Here is a 19,690-nt window from a genome sequence, read left to right on the forward strand (position 1 = left end):
CCCATGGCACCGCTTGTGCTGTGGGCGGCTTTGCATTTGGGAAACGACGTCGTCGTGCCGTACAGTGGCCTTGCTTGGCGAGGGACCGCAAGGTCCGTGATCGACTGGCCGCCCGATTGGGCATCCTCTCGTCGAGCCGTTTCACGTCAACGAGAAGGAGAAACTGCCATGGCAGACATCATTCACCTCAAGGCTGAAGAGCGTACCGAGTTCGGTAAGGGCGCTGCCCGTCGCATTCGTCGTGACGGCAAGGTCCCTGCCGTCATGTACAGCCACGACCACGAACCGATCCACGTGACCCTCGAGGGCCACGCCACCCTTCTCGCCCTGCGTACCGAGAACCCGCTGCTGTCGATCGAGATTGAGGGCAAGGAGCCCAAGCTCGCCCTGCCGAAGGACGTCCAGCGTGACGTCCTCAAGGGCTTCGTCCGTCACGTCGACCTGCTGTCCGTGCGTCGTGGCGAGAAGGTCGACGTCAACGTCGCCCTGCGTATCGCCGGTGAGTCTGCTCCTGGCACCATCGCCATGACCGAGTTCAACGAGATCGAGGTCGAGGCTGACCTGCTCAACATCCCGGAGTCCATCGAGATCGACGTCACCGGTCTCGAGGCCGGCACCACCATCTACCTCGGCGACGTCAAGCTGCCCGAGGGCACCACCCTCAAGGGTGACCCGGAGGCCGTTGCAGCCACCGTCGTCTTCCCGGAGACCGAACCTGTTGAGGACGCGGAGTCCGAGGGTGAGGGCGCCGAGGGCGAGGAGAAGGCCGAGGACGAGTGAGCCCTTCCTGGCTCGTGATCGGGCTCGGCAACCCGGGCCCGCGCTATGACGGCACCCGACACAACGTCGGGGCAGACGTCATCACCGAGTTGTGCCGTCGGGCCGGCGAGAAGCTCTCGTCGGCCCGCGGGCAGGGGGCCGAGCTGGCTCGCACCCGCATCGGCTCGGCTGGTCTCGGTGTTCCGGCTGCGGACGCCCAGATCGTCACCTTGATGCGCAGCCGTACCTACATGAACGAGTCGGGTATCGCCGTCCGCAAGGTTGCGGGCTTCTCAGGTATCACCCCCGACCATCTCATCGTCATCCATGACGAGATCGATCTCGACCCGGGCCGTCTGCGCCTCAAAAGCGGTGGCGGAGACAACGGACACAACGGGTTGAAGTCCATTCGCGCCCATCTCCACACCGGTGACTTCATCCGGGTGAGGGTTGGCGTCGGTCGTCCTCCGGGCCGTCAGGATCCCGCTGATTGGGTATTGGCCCGGGTTCCTGCCAAGCAGCGCGCTGACATGGATGTTCAGGTGGCTCTGGCTGCCGACGCCGTCGAGACGATCATCACCCACGGACTGACGGCGGCCCAGAACCGTTTCAATTCCTGACGCTCACCAGCTCGACGGAGGCTGGATCTGCGGAAACTGCGGCATGAAGGGCAGCTGGCCCAACTTGTCGGGGCGTGCCCGCAACCATTCCGAGAGCTGATCACGTCGGCGCACCAACTCGGGGCCTCCCTCGCCCCTGGCGATGCGGTGCTGCGCGAGCGCGGCTTCCGTGACAGCAGTGATGGTCCGTTCCTGACTGCGCTTCGCAGCCTTGCCGTGCTTGCCCGAATCAGCGAGCACGGCGCGACGCTTGCCCGGATCCGCGATCATGTCCGCCTCGGCGGGAGTCAGCAGGCCGGCCTCGACCATGAGCGGAAGCTGGGAGCGCACTGCCTCGGACTCCTTGCGACGGTTACGAGTCGTCATGACGACAGTGCCGATGAACACGGGGACGAAGAGCACCACGTAGATGAGGACCATCGCCGTCAGTTCGCCGTTGACGCCCAGCCCCATGGCACTTGCCACCAGCGTCGGACCACCGTTCCACAGACCATGCATCAGGCAGGCGACGAGATAGCCCAGAACGACCTTCCAGAATCCGCCCTTGTTGCGCCAGGCCCACACGCCGACCGCCGTCGCGGTGGTGTAGAGCGGGTGGCCGAAGACACCGAACCCGGTGCGCACCAGGGCCATGACGACGATGTCGCCCGTCCCCTCAGCGGTCGCGAAATATCCCAAGTTCTCCACGAAGGCGAAGCCCAGGGCACACACCCCGGCGTAGAAGATGTGGTCGGTGAGAGAGGTGAGTTCCAGCTTGCGCAGTCCAGTGACGAGCAGCACGAAGACTGAGGCCTTGGCGAACTCCTCGACGAGTGGCGCGACGACGGCGGCGGTGCCGAATTCGCTGGCAGGAATGGCTGCCTCGACGAGCATGGAGAAGATGACGGCTGCTGACCCTCCCCAGATCAGTGCCATCACGGTGAGACGGGCGGGTTCTGGCTCCCACTTGTCGAGCCATCGGTAGCACAGCAGGCACACGATGAGGGCAGCAGTCGACGGGATCGCGCCGAGGATGAAGTATGGCGGCGATCCGGCGCCGATGACGGCCACCATGAGGAGGATGACGAACGCTCCCAGAATGGTGATGACGATCGGCAGGATTCCGCCGCGTCGAACTGGTTTGGGGGCAAGTGGATACTGCATGGGTGGGGTGCTCACGTCGACATGCTATGGGTTGGCGAGTCAGGGAGACCAGCGCAGAACGTGACGGTCGGGCAGCCGTCGGTGCCATCACGTACCCTGTCTTGGTGACTTCTGGCGGATTGACCTCCCTTCTTTCCCGCGAGCCGGTGCTCTCCCATTCCGTGGAGGACGCTCTGACCCGGCGTATCCCCACTCTCGACCTGCATGTGGCTCCGTCTGCCCGTCCGGCCGTGGCGGCTGTGCTCAGCCAGGCGCTCACTGGTTCCGGACGGTTGCCGGTGCTGTTGGTGACGAGCACCTTCCGGGAGGCTGAAGAGTCGGTGGCCACCCTGGAGACGTGGCTCGGCCCCGATGACGTCTGTTACTACCCATCCTGGGAGACACTGCCCCACGAGAGGTTGAGCCCCCGCACTGACACCGTTGGTCGACGGATGGAGGTGCTGCGCCGATTGTGCGGCACAGAAGGAGAGGTGCCGCAAGTCGTCGTCGCCCCGGTGCGATCCCTGCTTCAGCCCCAGGTGGCCGGGCTGGGCCGCATCAAGCCCGTCCGTCTGGCTGTGGGGGAGGAGCATGATCTCACCGATCTGGCGGCAGAGCTCGTCAATGCCGCCTACAGCCGGGTCGACATGGTGGAACGCCGAGGCGAATTCGCGGTACGCGGCGGCATCGTCGATGTCTTCCCGCCGGTGCTGGAGCACCCGGTTCGTATCGATTTCTTCGGTGACGAGATCGAGGAGATGACCTCCTTCGCGGTGGCCGATCAGCGATCCACCGACGAAACCCACCAGGAGCTCATCTGCGCTCCGTGTCGTGAGCTCACCCTCACCGACGAGGTCCGATCCAGGGCCAGGACCCTGTTACCGGACCACCCCGAGCTGGCGGACATGCTGGAGAGGATCGCCGACGGTCAGGCTGTCGAGGGGATGGAAGCTCTCATGTCCGCACTCGTTGACGAGATGGAGCTTCTCGTTGACGTCCTCCCTGAGAACGCCATGGTCGTCCTCTCGGACCCCGAAATGGTGCGATCCCGAGCCGCAGACCTGGTTCGCACCTCCGAGGAGTTCCTGGGGGCTGGGTGGGCGGCAGCCGCAGGGGGTGGTCAGGCCCCCATCGACCTGGCAGCCTCCGGCTACCGCAGCTTGGCTCACGTGAGGGCCCACTGCCTGGAGCGCGGCATGGCATGGTGGTCGATGTCCTCCTTCGCCCTGGACGCCCCCGCTACGGATGCCCTTGCTGACGACGACGTGGTCACGAGTGCCCCGCACACCGTCAACCCGCATCTGGAGGCCGTCGAGCCGTGGCGTGGAGACGTCGAGGCAGCCATCAAGGATCTGACCGGCAGACTCAATGAGGGCTGGACGGTCGTGTTGTGCGCCGAGGGTGAAGGCATCGCCAAGCGCATGACGGAGTTGCTCGGTGAACACGACGTGGCAGCCAAGATCGTTGACGAGGTCGATGCCGAGATCACCGAGCCGTGTGTCCAGGTCGTCCGGCTGCATCAGCGTCACGGTTTCGCCGCGGATTCCCTCAAACTGTTGGTGGCCTCCACCGGGGACCTTGCTGATTCCCAGGCTCCAGCCGTCAGTGGCGAGCGGCGCATGCCCCGACGCCGTCGCAATCAGATCCAGCCGCTTGAGCTTAAGTCCGGCGACCTCGTCGTCCATGAGCAGCACGGTGTGGGCCGATACGTGGAGATGGTGCAGCGCACCGTCGGTGGTGCTACCCGCGAGTACCTCGTCATCGAGTACGCCCCCTCCAAGAAGGGTCAGCCCGGCGACCGTCTCTTCGTCCCCGTCAACTCTCTGGACCAGGTGACCCGCTACGTCGGTGGTGATGCCCCCAGCCTGGACCGGATGGGTGGCACCGACTGGCGCAAGCGCAAGTCCCGAGCCCGCAAGGCAGTCCGTGAGATCGCCGCTGAACTCATCAAACTCTATGCCGCCCGGCAGGCCACCAAGGGCCACGCCTTCGGCCCCGACACCGCCTGGCAGCGGGAGCTGGAGGACGCCTTCGCCTACGTCGAGACCCCTGATCAGCTCACCACCATCGCCGACGTCAAGCACGACATGGAACAGGTCGTCCCGATGGACCGCCTGGTCTGTGGCGACGTCGGTTACGGCAAGACTGAGATCGCGGTGCGCGCTGCCTTCAAGGCCGTCCAGGACGGCAAACAGGTGGCCGTGCTGGTGCCAACTACCCTTTTGGTGCAGCAGCACTTCCAGACCTTCACCGAGCGATACGCGGGGTTCCCGGTCAAGGTCGCGGCCCTGTCTCGATTCCAGACCGATGCCGAGGCTCGCGAGACCTTGGAGGGGATCAAGCGCGGCACGGTTGACGTCGTCGTCGGCACCCATCGCCTACTGGCCAAGGAGGTCGAGTTCAAGGATCTCGGCCTGGTCATCGTCGACGAGGAACAGCGCTTCGGTGTCGAGCACAAGGAGGCCCTCAAGCGCATGAGGGTCAACGTCGACGTGCTGGCGATGAGCGCCACCCCGATCCCGCGCACCCTGGAAATGGCGGTGACCGGTATCCGTGAGATGAGCACGATCGCCACGCCGCCGGAGGAGCGTCATCCGGTGCTCACCTTCGCCGGCCCCTACGACGAGGGTCAGGTGGTTGCGGCCATCCGTCGCGAGTTGGCTCGTGAGGGTCAGGTCTTCTACATCCACAACCGGGTGCAGTCCATCGAGAAGACGGCGGCCAAACTGCGCGAGCTCGTCCCGGAGGCACGGATCGTCACCGCCCACGGCCAGATGAACGAGAAGCAGCTCGAGCAGATCATGGTGGACTTCTGGGAGCGTCGCGCCGATGTGCTGGTCTGCACCACCATCGTCGAGTCGGGTATCGACATCTCCACGGCCAACACCCTGCTCATCGATCGCGCCGACCGTATGGGCCTGTCTCAGCTGCACCAGTTGCGCGGTCGTGTTGGTCGCTCCCGGGAGCGCGGCTACGCCTACTTCCTCTACCCGGCTGACAAGCCGCTCTCCCAGACCGCCCACGATCGCCTGGCGACGATGGCCGCCCATACCGATCTGGGTGCCGGTATGGCTATCGCCATGAAGGACCTCGAGATTCGCGGCGCCGGAAACCTGTTGGGCGGCGAGCAGTCCGGTCACATCGCTGACGTCGGATTTGATCTCTACATCCGTCTGGTGGGTGACGCCGTCGCGGAGTTCCGTGGTGACGCCAGTGCCGCCGACGAACCCGAAATGCGCATCGAACTCCCGGTCGACGCCAACCTGCCAGTTGAGTACGTCGAGACCGAGCGGCTTCGTCTGGAGATGTACAAGAGGTTGGCCGAGGTGCGCAGCGACGAGGAGGTCGACGCCATCGCCGCCGAGCTCGTCGATCGCTACGGTCCGATGCCCGAGCCGGTACAGGCCCTCCTCGGGGTGGCTCGGTTCCGTCTCATGTGTCGCAGGGCAGGTATCCACGAGGTGGTCCCGTCGGGACGTAACATCCGGTTTTTCCCGGTCCATTTGCCGGAGTCGCGCGTGATGCGACTCAAGAGGCTGTATCCGGGGTCAGTGGTCAAGGAGACGGCTGGGCTTGTCATGGTTCCCAAACCGACTACCGCGCGGATCGGGGGGCAGTCTCTGGCAGGTCAGGAACTGCTCGACTGGGCTACCGGTCTCGTGGCCGGGGTGTTGGACACCAACGACGGGGCTGTGCCACGTTCTTGACCAGTCGAGTTAGGGTATGCTGACATCGGAACACAAGATAAGTCCATGGTTTTCTCGAGGTTGAGAGGATATAGAGATTATGCAGAATAAAATTGGACGGGTCATGTCTGCGGCTGTGATCGCCGGATGCGCCTTGGGGTCGATTTCTGTGCCAGCGTTTGCTGAAGGTAGTTTCAAATCGCATCTCAGTAGCGTCAGAGTGGGGTTTGAAACGCGGTCTTGGCACGACAATGCAAACGATAATGCTAAAACGATTGTCTGGCACAATGGTAAGTGTTCCGCGAAATCCATCACTTGGGGCTTGCATAAGGATAGGTGGGTTCTTCCAGATATTGCAAGAGGGAATAAGGCGCTGCTGTGCAAGTATTCAGCTACTCACACGGGTTGGGGAATACAGCCTGCTGGTGACTATCACCTGACGGTGGAGGGGATTGATGGCGGCTCAGTGGTGTCGCTCCCCTCGATGACGATCAGCTATTGATGTTTCACGAGTGCTGAGTGCCATGAAACGCGCACTGCTGGAATCTGAAGTGACGATCGAAGGAGTTTATTTTTCCTATGGTCGACACGGTGAGATTTTCCATGGGTTCGACTGTGAGCTTCATAGCGGGAAAACTGTCCTTCTGGGTCCTAATGGTGCTGGGAAGTCGACGTTGTTTCGAATCATGGCAGGAATCCTTAAACCGTCTGCTGGACGGGTAATCCTGCCTGATTCCCCAGGACCCGTGTCGCCCTCACGGTCACAGGTCGCACTCATGCCCCAGGATGTCCCACCGATACCCGGACTCCGTGTCGATGAACAGGTGGCCTATTCCGGCTGGCTAGCGGGCCTGTCGCGTCGAGATGCGCAGAGTCGAGCCGTGGGGGTACTGGCAGCAGTCAATCTCTCTGACAAGGCGTCCTCGCGGGCCTCGCGCCTGTCAGGAGGACAGCTACGCCGTGTCGGTCTTGCTCAAGCTTTGGTGGTGAACCCGCAGGTTCTCCTGCTGGACGAGCCAACCGCAGGTCTCGACCCAGCCCAACGCCATTCCTTCCGAGAGGTTCTCAAGTCGGTGCCATCTGGAGACCAAGTCGTCGTCGTGTCAACCCATCTGGTCGATGACATCGAGGACCTTTACGACCGTGTGGTCGTCATGAATGAGGGTTGCGTCATCTTCGCAGGAACGCCCGATGAGTTCATCAATCTTTCGGAACCGGGTCCCAATCGCGCCGAACGTTCCTACCTTGGCCTCGTCGGATCGGAGCGGGCATGACCTGGTTGACGCGCATCCGGATCTCACCAGGCATCTGGTTGGCACCGGTCATGGCTCTCACCTCCATGACATACTTCGACGCTCCGGCCGCCCAGGGATACGCCCTCGCATCAGCCACCCGCGACGCCTACAGTCTGCTGCTTGTCGCTGCGCTCTCATGTGCTGCCGGTGCCTGGGAAGGTCATCGACTCCAAACGGGTGGGGTGCTATCCGGAGTAGCGCGTCGGTCTCGGTTCGCGATCATGGCAGCCCCATGGGCCTCTGCGGTGGTTGTTCCCACCGTCTTGGACGTAGTGATCTTCATCCGTGACGGGGCGTTCACCAGCATTGACGCCGTGCCCGTCATCGTGACGACCATCGGCACTGTGTGGGTGTGGGCCTTGGCTGGAATGGCGGTCGGAGTCGCTGTGCGTCCCGCACTGTCGGTGCCGCTCAGTCTCACGGTTCCGGTCTTGTGGCTCATCATGCTTCCAGCCAGCGAAACCTTGTGGATGCGACATTTGACCGGAGGCTGGCCCTCATGTTGCGGCGTCAACAGCACGCTGTCGTGGCGTGCCATTTTAGCGACGTGGACGGTGCTCGCCAGCGTGCTGGCGGCAAGTCTCCTCGTGTTGTGGACACGTGGTCGTGCCGTGGGTCCGGGTCCTCGTATGGTCGCCGGATTAGTGGCCGTTCTGGTCGCGAGTGGCCTGGTGGGTGGTGCCAGCATGGTTCGGGGGATGGGCCCCGATCCCATCGCGCCGCGAACCCATGGTTTGCACTGTGACGTGGTGGCCAAGGTAAAGGTCTGTGTGTGGCCCGAACATGAGCCTGCCGCGGCTAGGTTCAAGACCGTTGTGGCCACAGTGGTTCCGGTCTGGCGTCAGGCAGGCGTTACACTGCCCGAGGTCATCACCGAGGTCAGCCCCCCCGGATTCCGCATCATCGCGTTCGCGTGATGGCCGAGACGCGTACATCTATCTTGGGCAACCATCCCCAGCTCCGGACGACCTGCTGGGGGCCTTGACGAGTGATCTTGCCACGGCACCATGTCTGGAACGGGAGAACGCCGAGATCCCGGCGTGGGCTACGGCCGACCAAGGGCGTTACCGAGCGTGGCTGCAGCTGTCGGGTGCACGGGCCTTGGGTCTATCGGAGAAGGACGTGAGGGATGGGAACATTCCTACAGACCAGTGGCACTGGGCGCAGAAAGTCCTTACGCAGCCTGCTGCCCAGCAGACGAAGGCGGTGAACATTGTTGCCACTAGGCTGTCCTCGTGCCGGTGAAGGTGGTTGGGCCAGTTCGGCGGTGAGGTGCCATGATTTGGTGGTGTAAAAACCGCGGCGTCGCGGTTGTGCTGGCGTGCTCGGTCAGTATGGCAGTCTTGGTGGTCCTCACCGGAAATTCGATTCGCGATATTCCGGTCATCTTCGGAGGGGTCGCACTGCGGGCACCACTGGTGTTCTTCGGGTCCCTTGTCGTCATTGTGGCTCACGGCTGGTCGGTGGCCAGGAATCCGGTCGAGTTGGAGTTGAGATCTCGGCGTCCGGTGCGTTGGGCTGATGTTGGGCTTATGGTTGCCGCAGCCCTGCCTCTGCTGGCCACCATCGTGTGTCCCGGCCTTATCGAGGTGGGTTTGGTGATCTCGCGCAATGCCGTGATCGGTATGGGACTGACCCTCCTGTGTGCGCGTTTCATGTCGCGGGGGCTTGCCTCGATGCCTGCTGTGGGTATGTTCCTGATCGGAGTGCTAACGGGACGCGGATACGGCCACGAAGCGTGGTGGAACTGGGTTGTCAGCTCTAGCGCGAGTCCGGTGGGAGCGGCGTGGTTCCTCGGGTCCGTCATCGCCGGGTCGGCTGCCACACTCACGGGTCGGGCGCGGAAGCCGAGAGTCTCGTCGTAGGATGCTGCTGACAGGCTTCTTCGCCGTGCCGAGGGCGCGGCACCGAATTCAGGAGGGTTGCCCCATGGCATTGTCGCGTCCCATGCCGATCCGCATGGTCGCTGTCGCAGTGACCGGATTCCTCGGTATAGCAGGGTTGTCCGGGTGCGCGAGCTCCCCCAACACCGCGGCCACGGTGGGGGGCACAACGGTGTCGATGAAGTCGATCGATGAGGCAGCGGATCACTGCTCGAAGTACATCAATCCCAGCACGGAGCTCACCCCTCGCCAGGCCATCTCCTCGACGGTCATTCGTGGTGCCGTCGCCCAGGAGATCCTGGACAACCGCGGGGAGAAACTCTCCAATGCCCAGCGCGACCAGGTCATCGCCCGCAATGGCATGACGGCACTCACCTCCGACCCGGTCTGCCATGCGATGGTCCGTGACTTCGCAGGCCTGTTCCATCTGTTCGACCGCGAGGGTGAGAAGAAGGCCATGGCCGACCTGGCCGCGGTCGAGGTCAAGACGAATCCGCGGTTGGGCACCTGGGACGCCAAGAACCTTGCGGTCCACGGGAGTTCCTCGCTGTCGGACCCCTTCACCTCTCGCTCCTGATCCTGATGGCGTCGGACGACTCCCGACCGAGGGCTGATTTCTCCGACCTCGTCGCCGTCATGGCGAGGTTGCGCGACGAGTGCCCGTGGGATCGCAGCCAGACCCATCGCTCCCTCGTGACCTATTTGGTCGAGGAGACCGGAGAGGTCGTCGATGCCATTGAGGCCGGCACTGACGACGACCTCGTCGAGGAATTGGGCGACCTATTGCTCCAGGTGGTCTTTCACGCGCGCATCGCGGAGGAGGAGGGCGTCTTCAACATTGACGAGGTCGTCGGTGGGATCGTTGCCAAACTCGTGACCCGTCATCCTTATGTCTTCTCGGACGAGGACGTTCCCGAGGACCTCGACGCCGCATGGGAGGCGCGCAAGGCAGCGGCCAAGGGACGCACCTCCAGCCTCGATGGCATCGCGCACTCGCTGTCGAGCGTGGCCCGCAGCGCCAAGGTCATCTCACGGGCTCGCAACCGTGGCGTGGACGTTGAACTGCCTGAGGAACCCATCACCGCCGAGCAGACCGGAGATGAACTCCTGACCCTCATCGCCCGTGCCCAGGCTAGCGGCGTCGACGCTGACCAAGCTCTGCGCGACCAGTTGCGCAGGCTAGAGAGCGACATCCGGGACGCCGAGGGACACTGAACCATACGCAGTATTGCCTGAGGGGAATTCCTTTGTGATGAGGAGAGGAGACCTCGATGGATCCGCGCAGCCTCCGCCCATCGAGGACTAGACGATCGTCGTGAGTATCGACGCCGCCCCCGAGATTACCTACACAATCGACATCGATCGACATCGCCAGGAAGGCCACCAAGACCTGATGGTCTCTTTCCGCCGAGCCTCATGTGGTGTTGAGGTTCCAACATCACTACCGTTGACCGAGAAACGGAAGAGGTGAACGATGCGACGAACCCTGACAACGATGCTCGTCGCCGTCGTCACCATGTCTGCATTGACCGGATGCAAGGGCAGCGACAATGACCCCGCTGGTCTGACCGAGGTCTCGGACGTGCCGGAAGCTCCTGCATCTACGGTGTCCCCGATCTCCTCGGGGCGAAAACCAACTCCGGAGGAGATCAATCCGAACGCCGATGCGGCGGCAACACCGCGCAGGGGAGGCATGAACAGATACCTGCCAGGCCTGACTGGGATCGTCAGTGATCGCGTCGTCACCGGGAACACCTCCCAGGCCATCACCGTCAAGGCCGGAACCGTCACCGACTACTACTTCCTGTGCGACACCACTGACGCTCAAATCACGGTGACCGAGAACGACGACTCGGCCAAGTCCACCTCGTGTCATGAGGGCTACGCCCATCTCGGCTACGGCAAGCGGACACAGAACGAGAAGATCGACCTGCTGATCGAGGCTCCTGCCGACGTCACCTACGAATTCGTCATCACCGAAAACCCTCTGACGGCCACGACGACAAGTGACGGGGTGCCCTGAAATACCGCTGGTTGGCAGGCTTCGATACGCTTTGGGGTGGACGCAAAGATCCTCTCTGAAAGGTTGGTCCATGGCAACCATCGAATTCATCGAAGCCCGTGAGATCCTCGACTCCCGCGGCAACCCGACCGTTGAGGTCGAGATGATCCTCGACGACGGCACCGAGGCCCGCGCTGCGGTTCCCTCCGGCGCGTCGACCGGTCAGTTCGAGGCCGTTGAGCTGCGCGACGGCGACAAGGAGCGCTACTCCGGCAAGGGCGTTCTCAAGGCTGTTGAGAACGTCAACGAGAAGATCGCCGAGGAGGTGCTCGGCTGCGACGCCAGCGAGCAGCGCATCATCGACCAGATCATGATCGAGCTCGACGGCTCTGACAACAAGGGCGAGCTGGGCGCCAACGCCATCCTCGGTGTCTCCCTGGCCGCCGCTCATGCTGCCGCTGACTCGGCTGACCTTCCTCTCTATCAATACCTGGGCGGACCGAACTCCCACGTGCTCCCCGTTCCGATGATGAACATCCTCAACGGTGGCGCTCACGCCGACTCTGACGTCGACATCCAGGAGTTCATGATCGCTCCGATCGGCGCTGAGTCCTTCAAGCAGGCTTACGAGTGGGGCGCTGCCGTCTACCACTCCCTCAAGAAGGTCCTCAAGGACAAGGGTCTTGCCACCGGCCTGGGAGACGAGGGCGGTTTCGCCCCGAACCTGCCCAGCAACGCCGCTGCCCTGGACCTCATCCTCGACGCCATCAAGGCTGCCGGCTTCGAGCCCGGCAAGGACGTCGCCCTCGCTCTCGACGTCGCTGCCTCCGAGTTCTTCGAGGACGGCAAGTACAGCTTCGAGGGTCAGGCCAAGTCCTCCGCCGAGATGATCGAGTACTACGAGGGTCTCGTCGCCAAGTACCCGCTGGTCTCCATCGAGGATCCGCTGGACGAGGAGGACTGGGACGGCTGGGCTGAGTTCACCAAGAAGCTCGGCGACAAGATCCAGATCGTCGGCGACGACCTGTTCGTCACCAATCCGAAGCGCCTCGCCAAGGGCATCGAGACCAAGGCCGCCAACGCCCTGCTCGTCAAGGTCAACCAGATCGGCTCCCTCTCGGAGACCATCGACGCCGTCGAGCTGGCCCACCGTAACGGCTACCGCTGCATGATGTCGCACCGTTCCGGTGAGACCGAGGACACCACCATCGCCGATCTTGCCGTCGCCCTGTCGACCGGCCAGATCAAGTCCGGTGCCCCGGCCCGTGGCGAGCGCATCGCCAAGTACAACCAGTTGCTGCGCATCGAGGAGGAGCTGGGCGACTCCGCTGAGTACGCCGGCGCTTCTGCCTTCCCGCGTTTCAACGCCTGAGATTGACTGACGACGGCTCGGCCCGGCCCCCACGGGGCCGGGCCGAGCCATGTCTTGACCGGGCCAGCCACCGAAGATGCAAACGGGAATCATTCTAGGGTATCCTGTATGGGCTCACTGGGAAGGAGCTCTGATGCACCCCACTCGCACCCTCGGAGCGCTGTCGGCGGCCTTGGCCGCTGCGGTTCTCTTCGCCGGGGCACCGGCCGGTCACGCCGGACCCGACGACGGCAAGGTCGTCATGACCGAGGCCCACGTCGACGCCCCCAAGACGTACTGGGAGGACGGCCATTTCGTCCTCAAGAACGAGGCGCACATGAAGGCGGTCCCGCTCGACGGCACTGTCAACTGGATCGGCCGTGGCTACAGCACCCTGTTGCGCCCCGAGCAGAAGTTCATGTTCACCGTTCCCGATGACCCGGCCTTCGCGCCCTTGTCCGACCACGGCCGACGCTGGTACGCCGCCCCCCACATTGCCGGTGACCACAACACCCCGATCTGGGCCGGATTCGGCGCTGACGACAAGATTCCGGCCGACACCTTCCGTGACGGGTCCTTCTCGCTCGATGTCGTTGGGTTCTCCGGGCCCGGACGGATGGAGGCCTTCAACGCCTGGGACCACTCGTTGAATCGCCTGCTGTCGAGCCACGACCCCAGCTACCGGTCCGCCTACCTCACGCCTGGCAACCACACGCACAACGTCACCGCCTTCACCAAGCCCGGTCGCTACGTCGTCGACTACCGGACGACCGCTCGGGGTAAGGACGGACGTCTCATCGCCTCGAAGACCTCGACCCTGGTGTGGCAGGTCGGCGGTACTCGCCCGGCCGACAAGGCGACGACGCCGCTCGAGGACCGCTTCGCAGCAGCGCACTCGGGCAAGTCGAACACTCCGTACACATTCACGATGAAGCCGCACACCGGCCGTGACAAGCCCGCCGACGACCAGCTCACCGACCTCGTCTTTGACGCCGGTGACGCCGCCGCCGAGGGCACGGTGACCTTCTTCCTCGACGGGTTCCATCTGGCCGAGGTGCCGGTCCACGGAGGACGTGCCACCTGGAGCGAGATGATCGGCTCGGGAACCTCCAAGTTCCAGGCGGTCTTCGTGCCGGCCGCAGGGTCCACTGCTCCGCGGTGGGCCTCCAGCCAGCTCGCCTACCAGTTTGGTCAGAAATCCGCCTCGACGACGTCGGCCACGGGCCTGGATGCTCTGCCGACGCCCCACTCCCAGGATCCGGCGCCAGCCTTCGACCTCAAGGAGTACATGCCGACCAAGGCGGTGAAGTGGAGTGTCGACGTCACTCCCGGCAAGCCTGACGAGGACAGCGACAAGCCCTTCGTCACCCGGATCAAGCTCTCCGACCCCCGGTACCGGGCGAATATCGACGGCGGCTACTACGACGCGCCGGACGCGAAGTACTCGACCTGTCAGGTGTACGGGGTGACCGACGAGCACGGCGAGTTGACGGTCTTGAACGATGGTGACGTCTGTGGCGGTTACTACCTCAAGCTCAAGATCGCTCCCCACGCCCTCGTCAAGGCCTCCGGAGGATCGATCGACGTCACCGTGCCGTTGCCGAAGAACTCGTTGACCCTGCATCGCAACGGTGAGCTCCACATGAGTGATGCGGGGGCGACCGCGGCTCCCACGTCGGCCCCGACCGTGACCCCGACTCCGAGCCTCACTCCGGCTCCGGCACCCTCTGCGTCCACTTCTGCGTCCTCCTCGGTGCTCACTGCGCCGGTCCTGCTCGAGCATGGGCACGTCGACCTCAAGGCGACCTTTGACGGCGGTCGGCTCGGGGCGGTCGTGGGTGATGACACCCTCAGCCACGCCAAGCAGTCGGTGGACCGGTCCATCGGTTCGGTTGCCCTGGCGGTGCCCAACTCGGCTCGTCGACGCCGTCCGACGGCCGGGGTCATGGCTGACCCGCGGTTCGATTTCCTCGGCAAGAAGGGCGGCCTCGTCCACATGCTGCCGCAGGTCAATGACAACGTCCACGTGTGGCCCGGGTGGTCGACGAACGCCTTGGCCGGCACCGGGGCGGGACCGGCGACCCTCAAGCTCGAGCCTGCCGTGCTTCCGACCGGGGGTGCCTACGACGTCTTCACGGCCGATTCGCTGACCGGAAGTCTTGACCACCTCATCGATTCGCGGCACGGTCGAGTGTCCATGACGATCCCGGAACCGACCCACGCGCACGCCTCATGGGCGTTCAGCAAGCCGGGTGCCTACCTGCTCAAGGCGAGCTACACCAGCCGTGTGGGAGGCCACGAGGTCTCCAGTCTGCCCGAGTGCCTCACCTTCCTCGTGGGTGACGAGGCCATCGCCGCCCACCGCGCTGGTCGGACGCCGTCGTGCCCGGCGACCACCTCGCCTGGGCCGAGCGCCTCGAGTCCGGTCGCACCTGGGCCGAGCGCGTCCAGTCCGGTCTCGCCCTCGGCTCCGTCCGTGACGGCCACGCATCCGGCCCCTGTGTCGTCTGCGACGCACTCTTCGGTTCCTGTGTCGTCCGTGACGGCGGCCGACCGGCCGATGGCCCCGACGAGTGCGCAGGGTGCGACTCACGGCATGCGTCTCGCACTTCCCCGCACTGGGGTCTGAGAGAACGCCGCACCTGTCGCAGCGGACCGCCCCCCGCCCCGTGAGGACACCTCCTCGGGGCGGGGGCGGTTGGTTGTCGCCCGTATCGGCTGGTGTGCGTCATGATGGAGGCGATGGCGGGCCTTCCTGGCTCCCGTTACCCGGCCCCGAAGCACAGGGGCGGGTGCGCAGGAGCGCGACGTCGAGCCCCCTCGTGGCGCAGCGCATCGCCAAGTACAACCGGTTGCTGCGCATCGAGAAGAAGCTGGGTGACCCTGCCGAGTCCGCCGGCGCTACTACCGTCCCGTGTTTTAGGCCTGATTGACGTCACAAGGTGCTGATCCCGACACCTGACATGATACGACCGCCCGGTGTTTCCGGGGCGGTCGTGTCATGATGGACCACGATGGCCAGCACACCGAGCAACCGAAATCGCCCGTCCGGACGGTCCCAGCGACCGGACGGAGGACGGACGCGCTCATCCTCCCCGAACCGTTCCGGCCCGAGGAACCGCGGTAACTACGAGCGCACAACCCGCACGGAGCCGCCGCGAAACCACGCTCCCAGGGATGAGGAACCTCGTCGATTCGGTCTGACGCTGCGGGCAGTCGTCATGGGAGCTGCGGTCCTGCTGGTGCTCGTCATGATCACGCCCAGTCTGGGTATTTTCTTCTCCCAGCGCTCCCAGATCTCCCGCATCCAGGACGACGAGGCCGAAGCACGTGCCTCCATCTCGACGCTCCAGGACGAGGTCAGGAGGTGGCACGATCCTGACTATGTACGCGCACAGGCGCGAGCTCAACTCGGTTGGGTGATGCCGGGAGAGACCGGCTACCAGGTCATCGCGGAGAACGGCAAGGTCATCGGATCGACGACCTCATTGGACGAGAAGGACCCCGCGACCGAGGCCAGCGCTGATGTCCACTGGTGGAGGCAAGCCGCTGAATCCATCCAGGACGTTGACCATCCCGCACCGCCCACCGCCACCCCGAGAGCGATGATCACACCTACTCCCTCGGTGAAGCCGTCCTTCCCGAGCCCCTCCCATCGATGAGGTGACCATGCTTGAAGAATTCACCGAGGACGACCGCCAGGCCGTTCGGGACCAGCTTGGTCGCGAGCCACGAGGTGTCGCTGGCGTGGCCTGGCGATGTGGCTGCGGGAAGCCCGCGGTCATTGCGACCGAGCCCAGGCTGCCGAATGGCACTCCCTTCCCGACGACCTACTACCTGACCTGCCCCCGTGCAGCCTCCCTCATCGGCACCCTCGAGTCCTCCGGACTGATGGCCCGGATGACCGAACGACTTGGTGAGGACGAGGGACTCGCCGAGCAGTACCGACGCGCCCACCAGGCCTACCTTGCCGACCGCACTCGGATTGGTGAGGAGGCCGGTCTAGACCCCGTCTCCGAGATCGATGGGGTCTCTGCCGGCGGCATGCCGACCCGCGTCAAGTGCCTGCATGCCCTGGCTGGGCACGCCCTGGCTGCCGGCCCAGGCGTCAACCCCTTTGGTGACGAAGTCGTCGAGGAGCTGGGAGAGTTCTGGTGCAACCCATGCTCGCCCGAACACCACGACCCGGAGTGACAGGAGGACGACATGACTGACGATCGCACCGTCGCAGCCATTGACTGCGGGACGAATTCCATCCGCCTGCTGATTGCTTCGGCCAGCCCCGACGGACATCTCGTCGAGCAGGCCAGGGATTTGGAGCTGGTCAGACTCGGCCAGGGGGTCGACACCACCGGGGCCTTCCACCCTGACGCACTGGAACGCACGTTCACGGCTTGCCGAACCTTCGCCCGGGCCATCACCGAACACCACTGCGACGACGTTCGCTTTGTCGCGACCTCGGCCGCCCGCGACGTCTCCAACCGGGATGAGTTCTTCGCCGGGGTACACAAGGCCCTTGGCGTCGACGCGGAGGTCATCGCGGGCAGCGAGGAGGCAGGTCTGTCCTTCGCCGGCGCGATGTCGGGGATCGAGGTGAGCGAGGAGCCCGTCCTCGTCATCGACTGTGGCGGAGGCTCCACAGAGCTGGTGCTGGGCCATGGCACCAAGATCGATTCCCAGGTGAGCCTCAACATCGGCTCCGTGCGGCTGCGAGAACGCTTCCTGCACGACGATCCGCCCACCGCCGAACAAATCGACGAGGCACGCACTTACGTCCGGGAGATGCTCACTGAGTGCCCTGTCGACATGGCCACCGCACACACCGTCGTCGGGGTCGCCGGAACCGTCACGAGTCTTTCAGCGATCAATCAGGGGCTGACGGAGTACGACCGAGCCAAGGTTCACCGTTCGGTGCTGACAGCCGATCAGGTGGCGGGCCTGGCAGACACACTGCTTGCGTCGACGGTCGACGAGGTCGAGCAGATGGGGCCGTTGAAGCGACGCCGTGCCGAGGTTCTCTGCGGCGGTGCTCTTATCATTGACGAGGTGTGCCATCGGACGACGGCGGGGGAACTCGTCGTCTCGGAGACCGATATCCTTGACGGCATGGCGCTGGCGATGCTGGCGCAGGGGAGGTGACGTTCTCCCTGGCCCCCGTAGCCCAACGGCAGAGGCAGACGGCTTAAACCCGTCCCAGTGCGGGTTCGAATCCCGTCGGGGGTACCCGAAGATGCACCAGCTATGCGGTGTGTACGACCCCAGTCGTCGGGGTGGTCCGAATGTCGTCCCGCATACGGGGAAGGTTTCACGTCCTCGCGGCGTTGTTTACAGTAGAGGTCACCACGATTTTCACAGGAGGATCCCATGGCCAACCCGGTCTTCAGCCGAGCTGAGGCTTTCCAGCCGCACGGCAATCCCTATGGTCAGCCAGCGTACGCTGGCCAGGGCTACGGGCCGCAGTACGGCATGTCTGGACAGCCCGGTGCCGAGTGGGGGGCTCTGTCACACGACGACATGCACGAGCAGCGCGCTGAGCGTGCGATGACCTTTGACGACGTCTTGGGTCGCACCGGCTTGGTACTGCTTATCATCGCTGCCATCGGCGCCGTGAGCTTCACCTTGATCGGGCCGAACGTCATGGCCAGTGGTGCTGCCCTGTTGGTGGGCTCAATCGCCGCATTCATCACGGCCATGATCGTGAGTACTCGCCGCAAGGTCCCCGTCGGGGGCGTCATCTTCTACTGTCTGTGCGAAGGCCTTGTCCTGGGTACCATGTCGGCCATTTTCGAGGCCATGTACCCGGGAATCGTCGTGCAGGCCGTCCTGGGCACCTTTGCCGCCGCTGGCGTGACCTTGGCTGGCTACAAGTTCTTCAACATCCAGGTGACGCCGCGATTCCGTCAGATCGTCATCATCTCGACCTTCGGCTTTGCCATCGCGATGCTCATCAATATCGTGCTGATGCTCTTCGGGATCCATCTCGGTCTGGCCAGCTTCGGTCCCATCGGCATTCTGTGCTCCGCCGTGGGCGTTGTGCTGGCTGCCATGAACCTCGTGATGGATTTCGACTACGCCGAGCAGGGGGTGCGTAACCAGGCTCCCGTCTCCGAGTCTTGGCGAGCTGCCTTCGGCATCGCCGTGACGATGGTGTGGCTCTATACCGAGATTCTGCGGATCCTCAGCTACTTCCGTTCTGAGTGACGTGAGCGTCAGAAGGGGCCCGGTGATGACCGGGCCCCTTCGTCATGCTCAGGTACTGGGAACGTCGCGCAGATGGGTCTCGAGGCACATCCGGGTTGCCGCTCCCCAGGAGAGTCGACGCCATCGCCACAGAGGAATCCATTGGGCCGACTGGGTGGTGCCGCCGACGTCGATGACATAGGGATCAGTCGGGTCCTCACTCGTTGCCGAGTAGATGATCCGCAGTGCGTGGAAGTCTTCCAACACCCCGGAGGGAGACCGACCAATCCAGTGGTCGGACTGCAAGTCGATGATGCGGTTGAGCCGGACCCGCTGCCCGGACTCCTCCATGACCTCTCGGGTGACGGCTTGAGCTGGGGACTCTCCAGGCTCCAGACCACCACCGGGGAGGGCCCACAGGCCCGGTACGGCGGTACGGGGAGAGCACTCGGTGCCCAGCAGTCCTCGACGCGACCGCACGACGGCGTAGGCGGCGATGCGTTGATAGGGACGAACCGGTTCGCCGGCCTGGCGGTCGTCAGACAGATCCGGCACGCCATCGCGGGTGCGGGGCGGCTGGGAAGTAGATGTTCTGGGGCCGACATGGGCCGTGACGACGATCTCGTCGTCCACCCGATCAGCGGACAAGTACTCCTTGATGACGAGGCCGTGGCGCCACAGTTCAACGTGCGGATTCATACCGTGACGGACGCGGAAGGCATGGGTCTGCCCACTGCCTGGCGTTCCGACCGCAGTAATGAGCACACTTTCATTCAACCACCTTGGTCCTAG

The 19,690-nt window shown here is 64.1% G+C and carries 19 protein-coding genes and 1 tRNA gene; 18 read left to right on the plus strand and 2 right to left on the minus strand.

Annotated features, from left to right (window positions below; all coding sequences use genetic code 11):
- Nucleotides 1-168: 168 nt before the first annotated feature.
- Nucleotides 169-780 carry a 50S ribosomal protein L25/general stress protein Ctc gene (locus ACP8LP_RS02715; protein ID WP_016667103.1) on the plus strand — a complete coding sequence of 204 codons (612 nt, stop codon included), beginning with the start codon at nucleotides 169-171 and terminating at the stop codon, nucleotides 778-780.
- Complete coding sequence (gene pth / locus ACP8LP_RS02720; protein WP_016667104.1) at nucleotides 777-1,379, plus strand: aminoacyl-tRNA hydrolase; 603 nt, start codon at nucleotides 777-779, stop codon at nucleotides 1,377-1,379. The genes ACP8LP_RS02715 and pth overlap by 4 nt, the downstream gene beginning before the upstream one ends.
- 3 nt (nucleotides 1,380-1,382) lie before the next feature.
- Here pth and ACP8LP_RS02725 read toward each other — a convergent pair whose 3' ends face one another.
- A complete protein-coding gene (locus ACP8LP_RS02725; protein WP_016667105.1) occupies nucleotides 1,383-2,522 on the minus strand; it encodes a PrsW family intramembrane metalloprotease in 1,140 nt (379 codons plus the stop codon).
- A 26-nt stretch (nucleotides 2,523-2,548) separates the two neighbouring features.
- On the opposite strand from ACP8LP_RS02725, the gene mfd reads away from it, so the two are divergent.
- The 16 genes from mfd to ACP8LP_RS02805 all read left to right on the plus strand — a co-directional run bounded on the left by mfd (nucleotide 2,549) and on the right by ACP8LP_RS02805 (nucleotide 18,919).
- Nucleotides 2,549-6,208 (plus strand): transcription-repair coupling factor, encoded by a 3,660-nt coding sequence (gene mfd / locus ACP8LP_RS02730; RefSeq protein WP_202711737.1) that lies wholly within the window; start codon nucleotides 2,549-2,551, stop codon nucleotides 6,206-6,208.
- A gap of 103 nt (nucleotides 6,209-6,311) precedes the next feature.
- On the plus strand, nucleotides 6,312-6,689 hold the full coding sequence (locus ACP8LP_RS02735; RefSeq protein ID WP_147612087.1) for a hypothetical protein: 378 nt from the start codon (nucleotides 6,312-6,314) through the stop codon (nucleotides 6,687-6,689).
- Nucleotides 6,690-6,738: 49 nt separating this feature from the next.
- Entirely contained in the window at nucleotides 6,739-7,461 is a 723-nt protein-coding gene (locus ACP8LP_RS02740; protein ID WP_036976493.1) for an ATP-binding cassette domain-containing protein, read from the plus strand.
- On the plus strand, nucleotides 7,458-8,399 hold the full coding sequence (locus ACP8LP_RS02745; protein ID WP_484483266.1) for a DUF7224 domain-containing protein: 942 nt from the start codon (nucleotides 7,458-7,460) through the stop codon (nucleotides 8,397-8,399). The genes ACP8LP_RS02740 and ACP8LP_RS02745 overlap by 4 nt, the downstream gene beginning before the upstream one ends.
- A gap of 417 nt (nucleotides 8,400-8,816) precedes the next feature.
- Complete coding sequence (locus ACP8LP_RS02750) at nucleotides 8,817-9,347, plus strand: hypothetical protein (RefSeq protein WP_237721689.1); 531 nt, start codon at nucleotides 8,817-8,819, stop codon at nucleotides 9,345-9,347.
- Between the two features lie 64 nt (nucleotides 9,348-9,411).
- Nucleotides 9,412-9,942, plus strand: a complete 531-nt coding sequence (locus tag ACP8LP_RS02755) for a hypothetical protein (protein WP_016667111.1) — start codon at nucleotides 9,412-9,414, stop codon at nucleotides 9,940-9,942.
- Between the two features lie 5 nt (nucleotides 9,943-9,947).
- The gene (locus ACP8LP_RS02760) at nucleotides 9,948-10,580 is read left to right on the plus strand and encodes a nucleoside triphosphate pyrophosphohydrolase (RefSeq protein ID WP_016667112.1); all 633 of its coding nucleotides are present in this window, start codon (nucleotides 9,948-9,950) and stop codon (nucleotides 10,578-10,580) included.
- Between the two features lie 259 nt (nucleotides 10,581-10,839).
- Nucleotides 10,840-11,388, plus strand: a complete 549-nt coding sequence (locus ACP8LP_RS02765; protein ID WP_016667113.1) for a hypothetical protein — start codon at nucleotides 10,840-10,842, stop codon at nucleotides 11,386-11,388.
- Between the two features lie 70 nt (nucleotides 11,389-11,458).
- Nucleotides 11,459-12,739 (plus strand): phosphopyruvate hydratase, encoded by a 1,281-nt coding sequence (eno, locus tag ACP8LP_RS02770; protein ID WP_004810888.1) that lies wholly within the window; start codon nucleotides 11,459-11,461, stop codon nucleotides 12,737-12,739.
- 133 nt (nucleotides 12,740-12,872) lie between these two features.
- Nucleotides 12,873-15,347, plus strand: coding sequence for a choice-of-anchor M domain-containing protein (locus tag ACP8LP_RS02775; RefSeq protein WP_063279931.1), 2,475 nt, complete (start codon nucleotides 12,873-12,875; stop codon nucleotides 15,345-15,347).
- Nucleotides 15,348-15,510: 163 nt separating this feature from the next.
- Nucleotides 15,511-15,651 (plus strand): hypothetical protein, encoded by a 141-nt coding sequence (locus ACP8LP_RS02780; RefSeq protein WP_256998377.1) that lies wholly within the window; start codon nucleotides 15,511-15,513, stop codon nucleotides 15,649-15,651.
- Nucleotides 15,652-15,939: 288 nt separating this feature from the next.
- Nucleotides 15,940-16,380 carry an FtsB family cell division protein gene (locus tag ACP8LP_RS02785; protein WP_063279932.1) on the plus strand — a complete coding sequence of 147 codons (441 nt, stop codon included), beginning with the start codon at nucleotides 15,940-15,942 and terminating at the stop codon, nucleotides 16,378-16,380.
- Between the two features lie 7 nt (nucleotides 16,381-16,387).
- The gene (locus ACP8LP_RS02790; protein ID WP_063279929.1) at nucleotides 16,388-16,912 is read left to right on the plus strand and encodes a DUF501 domain-containing protein; all 525 of its coding nucleotides are present in this window, start codon (nucleotides 16,388-16,390) and stop codon (nucleotides 16,910-16,912) included.
- Between the two features lie 12 nt (nucleotides 16,913-16,924).
- Nucleotides 16,925-17,857 (plus strand): Ppx/GppA phosphatase family protein, encoded by a 933-nt coding sequence (locus tag ACP8LP_RS02795; protein WP_063279928.1) that lies wholly within the window; start codon nucleotides 16,925-16,927, stop codon nucleotides 17,855-17,857.
- Nucleotides 17,858-17,868: 11 nt separating this feature from the next.
- Nucleotides 17,869-17,941, plus strand: a tRNA-Leu gene (locus ACP8LP_RS02800).
- 141 nt (nucleotides 17,942-18,082) lie between these two features.
- The gene (locus ACP8LP_RS02805; RefSeq protein ID WP_016667120.1) at nucleotides 18,083-18,919 is read left to right on the plus strand and encodes a Bax inhibitor-1/YccA family protein; all 837 of its coding nucleotides are present in this window, start codon (nucleotides 18,083-18,085) and stop codon (nucleotides 18,917-18,919) included.
- Nucleotides 18,920-18,967: 48 nt separating this feature from the next.
- Here the strand turns inward: ACP8LP_RS02805 and ACP8LP_RS02810 are convergent, their stop codons facing one another.
- The gene (locus ACP8LP_RS02810) at nucleotides 18,968-19,597 is read right to left on the minus strand and encodes an NUDIX hydrolase (RefSeq protein ID WP_171023518.1); all 630 of its coding nucleotides are present in this window, start codon (nucleotides 19,595-19,597) and stop codon (nucleotides 18,968-18,970) included.
- Nucleotides 19,598-19,690 lie beyond the last annotated feature (93 nt).

It is taken from the genome of Cutibacterium sp. LaCa_89 (assembly GCF_058177555.1).

Bases quoted from the DNA above. Each gene is read 5' to 3' on its own strand.
- ACP8LP_RS02785 (WP_063279932.1), top strand. From the start codon at position 15,940: ATGGGAGCTGCGGTCCTGCTGGTGCTCGTCATGATCACGCCCAGTCTG.
- ACP8LP_RS02765 (WP_016667113.1), top strand. From the start codon at position 10,840: ATGCGACGAACCCTGACAACGATGCTCGTCGCCGTCGTCACCATGTCT.
- mfd (WP_202711737.1), top strand. From the start codon at position 2,549: ATGGGTTGGCGAGTCAGGGAGACCAGCGCAGAACGTGACGGTCGGGCA.
- ACP8LP_RS02750 (WP_237721689.1), top strand. From the start codon at position 8,817: ATGGCAGTCTTGGTGGTCCTCACCGGAAATTCGATTCGCGATATTCCG.
- ACP8LP_RS02755 (WP_016667111.1), top strand. From the start codon at position 9,412: ATGGCATTGTCGCGTCCCATGCCGATCCGCATGGTCGCTGTCGCAGTG.
- ACP8LP_RS02795 (WP_063279928.1), top strand. From the start codon at position 16,925: ATGACTGACGATCGCACCGTCGCAGCCATTGACTGCGGGACGAATTCC.
- ACP8LP_RS02725 (WP_016667105.1), bottom strand. From the start codon at position 2,522: ATGCAGTATCCACTTGCCCCCAAACCAGTTCGACGCGGCGGAATCCTG.
- eno (WP_004810888.1), top strand. From the start codon at position 11,459: ATGGCAACCATCGAATTCATCGAAGCCCGTGAGATCCTCGACTCCCGC.
- ACP8LP_RS02775 (WP_063279931.1), top strand. From the start codon at position 12,873: ATGCACCCCACTCGCACCCTCGGAGCGCTGTCGGCGGCCTTGGCCGCT.
- ACP8LP_RS02810 (WP_171023518.1), bottom strand. From the start codon at position 19,597: ATGAATCCGCACGTTGAACTGTGGCGCCACGGCCTCGTCATCAAGGAG.
- ACP8LP_RS02735 (WP_147612087.1), top strand. From the start codon at position 6,312: ATGTCTGCGGCTGTGATCGCCGGATGCGCCTTGGGGTCGATTTCTGTG.
- ACP8LP_RS02745 (WP_484483266.1), top strand. From the start codon at position 7,458: ATGACCTGGTTGACGCGCATCCGGATCTCACCAGGCATCTGGTTGGCA.
- ACP8LP_RS02805 (WP_016667120.1), top strand. From the start codon at position 18,083: ATGGCCAACCCGGTCTTCAGCCGAGCTGAGGCTTTCCAGCCGCACGGC.
- ACP8LP_RS02715 (WP_016667103.1), top strand. From the start codon at position 169: ATGGCAGACATCATTCACCTCAAGGCTGAAGAGCGTACCGAGTTCGGT.
- ACP8LP_RS02760 (WP_016667112.1), top strand. From the start codon at position 9,948: ATGGCGTCGGACGACTCCCGACCGAGGGCTGATTTCTCCGACCTCGTC.
- ACP8LP_RS02790 (WP_063279929.1), top strand. From the start codon at position 16,388: ATGCTTGAAGAATTCACCGAGGACGACCGCCAGGCCGTTCGGGACCAG.